The organism is Listeria sp. ILCC797 (assembly GCF_900186185.1).
In the GTDB taxonomy this organism is placed as follows: Bacteria; Bacillota; Bacilli; order Lactobacillales; family Listeriaceae; genus Listeria; species Listeria goaensis.
Genome location: NZ_FYBS01000015.1, coordinates 38214 through 47984 on the forward strand (window position 1 = coordinate 38214; position 9771 = coordinate 47984).

8 protein-coding genes, 14 tRNA genes and 1 rRNA gene are annotated in these 9771 nt (G+C 42.1%); 2 read left to right on the top strand and 21 right to left on the bottom strand.

Translation table 11 applies throughout. The features are described from left to right. Positions 1-211 precede the first annotated feature (211 nt). Together BN1609_RS12825 and BN1609_RS12830 are read left to right on the top strand one after the other, a co-directional pair. Positions 212-988 carry an ABC transporter ATP-binding protein gene (locus BN1609_RS12825; RefSeq protein WP_088809433.1) on the top strand — a complete coding sequence of 259 codons (777 nt, stop codon included), beginning with the start codon at positions 212-214 and terminating at the stop codon, positions 986-988. Then, complete coding sequence (locus BN1609_RS12830; RefSeq protein WP_088840936.1) at positions 978-2774, top strand: ABC transporter permease; 1797 nt, start codon at positions 978-980, stop codon at positions 2772-2774. The genes BN1609_RS12825 and BN1609_RS12830 overlap by 11 nt, the downstream gene beginning before the upstream one ends. A gap of 283 nt (positions 2775-3057) precedes the next feature. Here BN1609_RS12830 and BN1609_RS12835 read toward each other — a convergent pair whose 3' ends face one another. From BN1609_RS12835 to rrf, 21 genes are all read right to left on the bottom strand, one after another. Continuing rightward, positions 3058-3462 (bottom strand): VOC family protein, encoded by a 405-nt coding sequence (locus BN1609_RS12835; protein WP_088811077.1) that lies wholly within the window; start codon positions 3460-3462, stop codon positions 3058-3060. Positions 3463-3491: 29 nt separating this feature from the next. Further along, complete coding sequence (locus BN1609_RS12840) at positions 3492-5060, bottom strand: amidohydrolase (protein WP_088840937.1); 1569 nt, start codon at positions 5058-5060, stop codon at positions 3492-3494. Beyond that, on the bottom strand, positions 5047-6288 hold the full coding sequence (locus BN1609_RS12845) for an MFS transporter (RefSeq protein ID WP_088839353.1): 1242 nt from the start codon (positions 6286-6288) through the stop codon (positions 5047-5049). The genes BN1609_RS12840 and BN1609_RS12845 overlap by 14 nt, the downstream gene beginning before the upstream one ends. 107 nt (positions 6289-6395) lie before the next feature. Beyond that, complete coding sequence (locus BN1609_RS12850; protein ID WP_088811080.1) at positions 6396-6869, bottom strand: GNAT family N-acetyltransferase; 474 nt, start codon at positions 6867-6869, stop codon at positions 6396-6398. Next, on the bottom strand, positions 6866-7297 hold the full coding sequence (locus tag BN1609_RS12855; protein ID WP_088839355.1) for a MarR family winged helix-turn-helix transcriptional regulator: 432 nt from the start codon (positions 7295-7297) through the stop codon (positions 6866-6868). Before BN1609_RS12855 ends, BN1609_RS12850 begins: the two co-directional genes overlap by 4 nt. A 96-nt stretch (positions 7298-7393) precedes the next feature. Continuing rightward, positions 7394-7933 carry a Crp/Fnr family transcriptional regulator gene (locus tag BN1609_RS12860; RefSeq protein ID WP_088811082.1) on the bottom strand — a complete coding sequence of 180 codons (540 nt, stop codon included), beginning with the start codon at positions 7931-7933 and terminating at the stop codon, positions 7394-7396. A 387-nt stretch (positions 7934-8320) separates the two neighbouring features. Beyond that, a tRNA-Leu gene (locus tag BN1609_RS12865) sits at positions 8321-8404 on the bottom strand. 48 nt (positions 8405-8452) lie between these two features. Then, a tRNA-Cys gene (locus BN1609_RS12870) sits at positions 8453-8526 on the bottom strand. A gap of 14 nt (positions 8527-8540) precedes the next feature. Beyond that, positions 8541-8612 (bottom strand) — tRNA-Gly (locus tag BN1609_RS12875). 5 nt (positions 8613-8617) lie between these two features. Beyond that, positions 8618-8689 (bottom strand) — tRNA-Gln (locus BN1609_RS12880). Between the two features lie 15 nt (positions 8690-8704). Beyond that, a tRNA-His gene (locus BN1609_RS12885) sits at positions 8705-8777 on the bottom strand. A gap of 28 nt (positions 8778-8805) precedes the next feature. Continuing rightward, a tRNA-Trp gene (locus BN1609_RS12890) sits at positions 8806-8879 on the bottom strand. Between the two features lie 13 nt (positions 8880-8892). Further along, a tRNA-Tyr gene (locus BN1609_RS12895) sits at positions 8893-8976 on the bottom strand. 15 nt (positions 8977-8991) lie between these two features. Next, positions 8992-9064 (bottom strand) — tRNA-Phe (locus BN1609_RS12900). Positions 9065-9067: 3 nt separating this feature from the next. Further along, positions 9068-9143: transfer RNA gene (locus BN1609_RS12905), tRNA-Asp, on the bottom strand. 4 nt (positions 9144-9147) lie between these two features. Then, positions 9148-9221 (bottom strand) — tRNA-Met (locus tag BN1609_RS12910). A 9-nt stretch (positions 9222-9230) separates the two neighbouring features. Continuing rightward, positions 9231-9306, bottom strand: a tRNA-Val gene (locus BN1609_RS12915). Positions 9307-9353: 47 nt separating this feature from the next. Further along, positions 9354-9425, bottom strand: a tRNA-Glu gene (locus tag BN1609_RS12920). Between the two features lie 32 nt (positions 9426-9457). Next, positions 9458-9545, bottom strand: a tRNA-Ser gene (locus BN1609_RS12925). Positions 9546-9562: 17 nt separating this feature from the next. Then, positions 9563-9637 (bottom strand) — tRNA-Asn (locus BN1609_RS12930). Positions 9638-9647: 10 nt separating this feature from the next. Continuing rightward, positions 9648-9763: ribosomal RNA gene (rrf, locus tag BN1609_RS12935) — 5S ribosomal RNA — on the bottom strand. Between the last annotated feature and the right edge of the window lie 8 nt (positions 9764-9771).

Below are 9771 nucleotides of genomic sequence, written 5' to 3' on the forward strand. Positions count from 1 at the left end.
TGTGAAAAATCAGTCTGTAGAATGAGAAAAACAGCTTTTAACATTTTAAAATCTCTAATTTAGCGCAGTTTTCTGACACGTTCACAAACTTGCTGCCGAAAATGACAAAAATGTAAGTAAAATAATCTACTTTTGTCACCTCGTTCGAATGTTCCAATCGCACAATTGCCTTATGATACTAATATAGACAAGCTATTAGGAGGAATTTTTCATGACAAACAATGTCGTACATGTAGAACATATTGAAAAAATCTACGGTAAAAAAAATCAAAATCAATCCATCGCATTAAAAGATATTTCTTTTTCGATGAGAAAAGGGGAGTTTATAGGTATCATGGGGCCATCTGGTTCAGGCAAAACAACCCTTCTGAACGTCCTCTCCACACTAGACCGCCCAACAAATGGGAAAGTCGAAATTGCTGGAGTCGATATTACCCAAATGAAAAACGACCAATTATCCGATTTTCGTGCTCAATCACTCGGATTTATTTTTCAGGATTTCAACTTACTTGAAAATTTAACGCTCTATGAAAACATTGCACTTCCCCTCTCTTTGCAAGACGTAAAACCGAAAAAAATCCGTGAGCGCGTACAAATTGTTGCCCGCCAGCTTGGCATCTCTGATATTTTACACAAATATCCTGCTGAAGTATCCGGTGGTCAAAAACAACGTACCGCAGCCGCTCGCGCTCTTGTGCATGAACCAGCGATTTTGTTAGGCGATGAGCCAACAGGTGCGCTAGATTCTAAAAATGCTTTAAGCTTACTCGAAACAATGACGGAATTAAATGAGGAACAAGATGTTTCCATTTTAATGGTCACCCATGACCCACAAAGCGCTAGTTTTTGCGAACGCATCTTGTTCATTCAAGATGGCGTGCTTTACAAAGAGTTAAATCGCGCAGGTAGCCGAAGTGACTTCTATAAAGAAATACTAGACGTGCTCGCAACTTTCGGACAAAATCGGGGTGACAGTGATGATATTTAAGCTCGCCTTATCGAGCATGCGTAGTCGAGCGAAAGACTATGCTGTACTTTTACTCGGTTTAATTATGTCCATTTCCATTTTTTACATGTTTGAAACACTTGCCTTAAATAAAGCCTTTATTCAAGAAAACGCGATGATTAATGCCGTCAGTTTTGTTTTCCAGGCGGGATCCGTTTTGCTCGCCATCATCACAATTGCCTACGTGCTTTACGCAAACTCATTTTTGTTTTCCTTACGCCAAAAAGAATTCGGCATGTACATGACACTTGGCGCTAAAAAACGTAAAATTTCACTGATTATGTTCATTGAAACGATGTTCATCGGCATCATTTCCTTACTGATTGGAACGGCGCTAGGTACAGGCCTTGCCGCCCTAATTGGTCAAGCTTTGATGAAACAACTAGAATTTCATTCGAGCACGTATGCACCATTTTATCTCCCGTCGCTCATTGTCACTTGTGTCTTTTTTGCCGCCCTCTTTATTTTGTCGGCATTTGCAAATTTGATTCAAATTTCAAAAGTGACCGTTTTAGATTTAGTCCACGGCGATGCCAAATCAGAAAAAATTATTATCCGTAAAAAAGCCATCGTTTTAAAAGCTATCATTTCGATTATCCTACTCGCAATTGGTTACTACTGCATGATAGATATTAAGCAAACGCAATATATCGGAATTATAGTGGCACTATTTACCATTACATTAGGCACTTATTTGTTTTTCGCAACCTTCCTGCCATTAATTATTCAAAAACGCCGCGAAAAACAAATTTTAAAAAGCAAACGACTGAACTCATTTACGTATGCGCAGTTAAATTTCCGTGTAAGCCAACTAACACGCGTTTTAGCAACCGTAGCAATGCTTATCGCGCTTGGCGTGGGCGCCATCTCAGTTGGATTCGCCTTTCAAAATAATGGGCCGCTACTCGCTGACCGAATGGATGCGTATGATTTAAAAATCGTCAATCCAACTCCGGCAGAGAAAGCTGTCATGAAAGAAATCGATTTCAAAGAAAAAACCACATATGCTTATAAACAAAAAAACGATACTGTCTATTTCAATGTCAGCGAACTTAATAAAAAACCAATTTTAGCACAAAACTATTCGCTAGATGGTGAAAGTGAAACGAAGCGTTTAAAAGAATACTCGGAAGCGACTCAAAACGCTTGGGACACTGCCTTATCTTTAGCTTTCCCGCAAACTGAAACGCAGAATCAAACTTTCAAAATCGTGTCTGCCGCTGATTTTTCTAATGTGGACGGCGACCTTGGCACAGTTTATTTTGGAAAAACAACGAACTTTGTTTCGCATCTCGATGAATTAAAGAAAATGGACGAATTGGAGAGTGCTCGCTACGGAAAAGAGATTACAAGCAGCAAATATAGCTCTTATAAAATGTACAACTCGTTTGCGAGTGGAACAGTGTTTATGGGCTTCTTCCTCGGTTTCGCTTTCCTTACAATGATGGCGAGCTGTCTAATGTTTAAAATTTTGACTGGCGCTACTCAAGATATTCGCCGCTATGAAATGCTTGAAAAAATCGGTGTGCGTCGGCGCCTCTTAAAACAGTCCATTTACAAGGAAATGTTTCTTATCTTCTTATTCCCAGGCATCATCGGCTTTATTCATGTTGCGCTAGGCATGGAAATGTTCTCTTTCCTTCTCATCAACCCGTATTATCATTTTTATGTTCCCGTGTTACTTTTCCTAGCGATTTACTGTATTTATTATTTCATTACCGTGACACTTTATAAAGGAATCGTTTTGAAAAAAGCTAGTTTGGATTGAAAATAAGCGACTGAGGTATAATTGTTAGCTGAACATAAAACCAGGGTAGAAAATCTTTTCCGATTCTCTACCCTGGTTTTGCTAATGAACAGACGATATTATTATGTAATCCAGTAGCCACTTGAACACTACTGAATTTTTGTTTAAACCTCATTAATTTACCCATCTCTTTTTGGACTAGATGAATAAAAGCATTCCCCTTCTTTTATTAATTAAATATCCTTGCATCATCCCAACAAAAAAACAAGCTTCCTCACACCAAAAGTGCTCAGGAAGCTTATTTTTATTTCTCGCAAACAAGTTGCCACGTTGGACCGAAGCGGTCTGTCACCCATGCCACTTTGCTGTAAATCCCCATCTCTTCTGGGCCCATCATAACTGTTCCACCGGCTTTTAGTCCCTCGAATAAGCGATCGAACTCTTCTTCATTTCGCGTTTCAATGAAAATCGAAGTTGCCCATGAAAAGTCAACGGCGTATTTCTTTTCCATGTCCATCGCCATGAATTTTTGATCGCCAATCTCGAATACTATCGTATAAACCTTGCCCAGCTCTCCCGGCTCACCTTCTTCAAAATAACGAGTTGATACGATTTTTGCTTCATCAAACAAGTCCACATAAAATTGAACCGCTTCTTCCGCTTGCCCACTAAACGTCAAGAACATACTAATTTGCGTTTTGTCTAGCATTCTCATCAACCTTTCCGTTTTCGTACATTTTAATACACTTTCAGCCCACTTACAAATGTTTGAATTACTTGAATGTCGCGCAAATCGTTCGTCGCCACTTCAAACGGGTTGGTTGCTAGAACTGTGAAATCTGCGGCAAATCCTGGCGCAATTTTTCCCCGAGAAAAAGGTTTATAGCTAGCTTTTGCACTACCGGTTGTGTAGAGTGACATCGCTTCGTAAACAGTCAGCGCCTCATCTGGAAAGTAGCGTTTACCGTTTAAGTCGCTTGTCGCAGTGCGTGTAACTGCGGCATGAATTCCGTAAAAAGGATTGGGGACTTCAATTGGCGCATCGCTTCCTCCCGCTAGTGCAAAGCCGTTTTCTAGAAGTGTCTTCCAAGCAAATGCTCGTTTGGGATAATTCTCTCCTAAAACGTCAAGCGCCCAAGGCAAGTCGCTCGCCATAAACTGCGGCTGAACATCAAACAAAAGTGGCATTCCTTCTGCTTCTGCAATGAGCTCATCTGTTAACCACGGCGTGTGAATCATTCGGTCGTGCAAGCCACTTTTCGGCGGATATTTTTTCAGCACACGAACCACCTCTTGAAATGCCGCATCACCTAGAATATGAATCGCCACCGGAAGCCCCAGTTCGCGCGCTTTCTTGACGATTGCCACAAACTCCTCGTCCGAATGAATCTTCAACCCGTGATTGCTTGCGTCGTCCGCATAGCCATTCGCCATATATGCCGTTCTCGACCCCACAGTGCCGTCAAAAAAGATTTTCACAGCGTCCAGCTCCACAAAAGGATTTCCGTCCATGAAAAGCTCTTTTTCCTGCTTAAACGCAGCTAGTTCCGCGTGATGAATTAAAAGTTGCGCGCGAAATGGAAATTCTGCATTAATTGTATCGCGAAAAGCGCCGAGCGTTCCCTTAAAGCCATCAAAATAGTGCAAATCCTCTGAATGGGCCCCTGTAATTCCTTTTTTCCACAAATCACAAATCGCCAGTTCAAGCCACATTTTCATTTCAGCGGTAGTTGGAATTGGAAACGCCTGAATCGCCAAATTCGTTGCGTTATCTTTTAGAATGCCCGTCAATTCGCTATTTTCATCTGTGTCAATTTCACCGCCACCTTCAAACTTTGCGTCTTTAGACAAAGAAATAGCTTCCATTAATGCGTGATTAACCGTCACGCTATGGTAATCGATGCGTCTTACGAGTAGTGGTGTCTCGCTGATAGAATCCAAATCAGCGGCTGTGAGTAGCGTTTTGTCGTCCGTCCATTTATTTTCATCATATCCCTCTACAAAAAGCCATTCGGTTTCCGAAAGCTCGGCCAGACGCTGCTTAATCTTTTCCAAAGCTTGCTTCTTCGTTGTTGTTTCGTTTAAGTTCAACCGCGCTAGAGCTTGTCCGTACCAAAGCAGATGAATATGTGAGTCGACAAAGCCTGGAAAAACAGTTGCCCCGTTCAAATTGATGCGCTCTGCCTCTAAATGCGCCGCAGGATCGACATCAATCGCCCGAATTGTAGCCCCATCAATTAAAACATTCCGCACAAATTCGCCTTCTTTTCCCATCGTATAAAAGCGAGCATTCTCAAGCAATTTCATGCATTTCCACCTCGGTTTCCACATCATTTAAATTCGCCTTTTTCTGAGTAAGTGCTTGTAGTGTTATCGTGACAAACGCAAGGAGTAGCAAACTGAAAATCCCTATAAACAAGGCTGTTATGCCGCCAAATTTCGTGACTACAACAGCTCCCAAAAACGGCGCTAGCATTCGTGCGGCTGTTGCCATTCCGTTCACTAATCCTTGATATAACCCCGCGCTCCCTTTTGGTGCTAGTTGATAGGCAATCGTCGGAATTGCTGGCCATGCGAACATTTCACCAAGCGTCAGGAAAATCATTCCTAGTACAAATCCGCTGTATACAGTTGCTTGCATTGCAAATACAAACGATAGCGCAAATAGCAAAATACCGATATAAACTTGAAGCAATAAATGCTTTTTGAAACGATGAATAAGCGGAATTAAAATCAACTGACCGAGAACGATTAATGCCCCGTTTAAACTCCAAAGTTTCCCGTACTCGGATGCCGACACACCAACATCTGCTGTCATATAGGTAGATAAATTAGACTGCCACTGTACATGTGGCAACTGGCAAAACAGATACGTCAAAAGTAGCAAGCCCATTGAAATGAGACCCCATTTTGTCGCCTTCTCACGCGCCCCGCCACGTTTTCGGTGCTTTGTTTCCGCACCCAATTTTTCGGACTTCCAATCTATTTTTCTAAAAAAGATAAAGAAGAAAAGTGCATAAAAAATCGCGAAAAGAAATGCACCTAAATAAACTTGTCCCATACCGCGCTCCGCCAAGAATCCGGCTAGAAACGGTCCAACCGCAACACCAATATTTTGAGCTACATAAATGGCATTAAATCCAGTGCGCCCGCCGCTCGGATGTGTCAAACCCGCCGCCGCGTATAGCCCTGCAAACACCATTCCCATGGCAACACCCACAAGCCAAAGATTCCAAACAAAATAAGGATAGCTATGAAATGTCATCAAAAGAAACGTCCCCACAACTAAAATACAAGTTCCAATCATAAGCGAAATATACCCCGTTAACCGGTCAAAAATAATTCCGCCAACAACACTCGCCACCATTCCCACAAAAGAATTCACAAGCAACACAAGCGATGCATCCATGTCCGACATGCCAAGTTCTGTCGTCATATACACCATATTAAATGGCCAAATAAAGGATAGTCCTGTATACAAAAGAACCATCCCAACTATTACAATCCATAAATCACGAGGTAACCATCTGCTCAAAAAACTCGCTCCCTTTCTAAAAACAAATCACAAACATTAGTATAGCTCACAACTTATCTTTTGTAAAAAAGAAAAAAACAGCCGGGCGTACCCAAACTGCATTTTTCCTATAGCGCTTTATGATAAAACTTCGAATCCACATCCAAAATATCAAAATCAGCTGGTAAATCCGCTTTTGAAATCTCGATATAGTCATTCTTTTCGTAAAACCGGTGTGCCGCCTTAAATTTATCCGTCGTTCCTAAAAAAATATGTGACTTGCCGTTTTGCGCACAAAATTCTTCAAGCGTTTCTAAAAGGCGCTGCCCCGTTTGATATTCTTTTCCTCGATAATTTTCATCCGTAAAAAGCTTGCGAATGGTTGCGTTTGGCCCGTCGATAAACCATGTAGCAATCGTGCCTACAACAGTGTCTCCATCACGCGCAATCCAAAATCCCCCGTCAGCGTAGAAGTTCCCAATATCCATCAAATCTGGCTGATCCGAAAGCGAAATCGGCACATTAAACTCTTTCTGCTGAATGCGCAAAATCAATGCGACAACCTCTTCATGGTAACGTTCCGTATATTTTTCAATCTTCATGTCAATTCCTCCTTTGAAAGCAATTTTTCAATCACGCTCATCGCTTCAACCAAATCCCGCATCTCCTGATCCGTCAATTTCTGCGTCATTTCGCTAAGCGCCAAGTTTGCAAGCGCCACAAATTTCTCAATCTCCGCCTGCCCCTTTTCCGTAATAAAAAGTGCAAAGTGTCTTTTATCACCAGCAAGCTGCTGTTTTTGAATCAGCCCCGAAAGTTCAAATCTCTTCACAATGCGACTCATGTACCCTCGGTCAACCCCAATCGCATCGCCAATCTCAGAAGCCGTCTTCCCATTCTCAAAATCAATTTGTTGCAAAACCCTCACTTCAGTCAGCGGATAAGGATTATGATAGATTTTCTGGTCAAGTTTTCCTAATATGCTAGCATAAAAGCGATTAAATCGCCGAATCTCACTAATTTGATCCATCCAATTCCCCTTCTTTCATTTTTATTAGTATAAAACATATAGTTGACAAAATCAACTATATGTTTTAAAAAAAGCATTCAAACTGAATGCTCCTATCTATTCCTCTGTCATACAAACTGTTTCCCATTCTTCCTTTTCAAGCAAAATCCAACTACGATTTCGAATTTCAATGCGCTTTTCTTTAACTAAATCATTTTTAATTTTGATAAAATATTCCCGACTTACATTGCTATATTTTGCGAGCTTTGACTGATTACAAGCTATCGGAATATAAATTTCCTGATCATTTTCAACCCCAACATCCAAAGCAATTTGATATAAAACTGCCTCAATTCGTTCTCTGCCTGGCAACCGATATCTCTCAAGCGATTCAGTCATCCGCTTCATCGTATCGCAAACAATTTCATCCGTATACTTCTCACGCTCAATCTCCATTAGAAAACTTTTTCCCCTTGAAAAAAATTGAAACCATTCATGCTGAGAATCAAGACGAAAAATACTCCCTTGCTTTAAAACTTTTATTAAAGTCCCATTGGATTCCTGCACAAGGTATCCTTCTACAACTAAAAAAACACCTTCACCCTGAATCTGCTGGTTTCCAGTAAAAGCTATAACCTCTTTTTTTGGTATGTACATTTAATCTCCTCCAGATTCTATCACTCTATTCCTAATAAGGAAAAAAGTTAGCTGTTTGGCTGACAGCTAACTTCCAATGGGATTGCGGCAACTAAAAGTAATCAGATTCGTATAGGTGCCTGGTGAGCAAATACAATCTTTTTAGAAGTCACAATGTGATAACTCTATAATAACACACTTTTCTTGTGTTAAATTTGTCTATTTGTACATTTTTAGCCTTAAATTGTGACCATTTTTCTACAATTTTCCATTCTAGAAAATTCAATTAATTTATTTAGCAATGTTATAATAAAAACTGCAACGAAAACAACGTAATTAAACGTTAATTTTAACGCATATCTAAAAAAGAAAACCCCCAAAACCTATACAGGTTTGGGAGTGCTTGGATACCGGCGGCCGGGGTCGAACCGGCACGACCTTGCGGTCACTGGATTTTGAGTCCAGCGCGTCTGCCAATTCCGCCACGCCGGCATAATGTTTGAATAAACTTATTATAAAATTTTTGAAAGAAAAAAGCAATGGAGGCGCCAACCGGATTTGAACCGGTGATAAAGGTTTTGCAGACCTCTGCCTTACCACTTGGCTATGGCGCCTTAAAAAAGAAAAAAGCGGAAGACGGGGTTCGAACCCGCGACCCCCACCTTGGCAAGGTGATGTTCTACCACTGAACTACTTCCGCAAAAACTGGGCTAGCTGGATTCGAACCAGCGCATGACGGAATCAAAATCCGTTGCCTTACCGCTTGGCTATAGCCCATCAATAAAATTAAAGGGCGGATGATGGGAATCGAACCCACGAATGTCGGAACCACAATCCGATGCGTTAACCACTTCGCCACACCCGCCATAATTCAATTATAAAGTTTTATGTTATGGCAGGGGCAGTAGGAATCGAACCCACACTGGAGGTTTTGGAGACCTCTGTTCTACCGTTAAACTATGCCCCTATCAAAAAAATAATGGTGGAGGGGAGTGGATTCGAACCACCGAACCCGAAGGAGCGGATTTACAGTCCGCCGCGTTTAGCCACTTCGCTACCCCTCCGTATTAAAATAAAAGTGGCTTGGGACAGAATCGAACTGCCGACACCTTGAGCTTCAATCAAGTGCTCTACCAACTGAGCTACCAAGCCAAATGGCGGTCCCGACGGGATTTGAACCCGCGATCTCCTGCGTGACAGGCAGGCATGTTAACCCCTACACCACGGAACCACGATTGCGGGGACAGGATTTGAACCTGCGACCTTCGGGTTATGAGCCCGACGAGCTACCAGACTGCTCCACCCCGCGATAATAATATGGTGGAGGTTAACGGGATCGAACCGCTGACCCTCTGCTTGTAAGGCAGATGCTCTCCCAGCTGAGCTAAACCTCCATAAATAACATTCTAACTTAAAAATAAACTTTTGTCTAAAATAAAAGTGACCCGTACGGGATTCGAACCCGTGTTACCGCCGTGAAAGGGCGGTGTCTTAACCGCTTGACCAACGGGCCATAAAATAAAATATGTAGTAATCACTTGGAAACGGAGAGCAAGGGATTCGAACCCTTGAGACGGTTATCCCGCCTACACGGTTTCCAACCGTGCTCCTTCGGCCTCTCGGACAGCTCTCCAAGATTTTAAAATTAAATGGCTCCACAGGTAGGACTCGAACCTACGACCGATCGGTTAACAGCCGATTGCTCTACCACTGAGCTACTGTGGAATAATACATTGCCCGGCAGCGACCTACTCTCACAGGGGGAAGCCCCCAACTACCATCGGCGCAGAGAAGCTTAACTACCGTGTTCGGGATGGGAACGGGTGTGACCTTCTCGCCATAACTACCAGACAATGAAA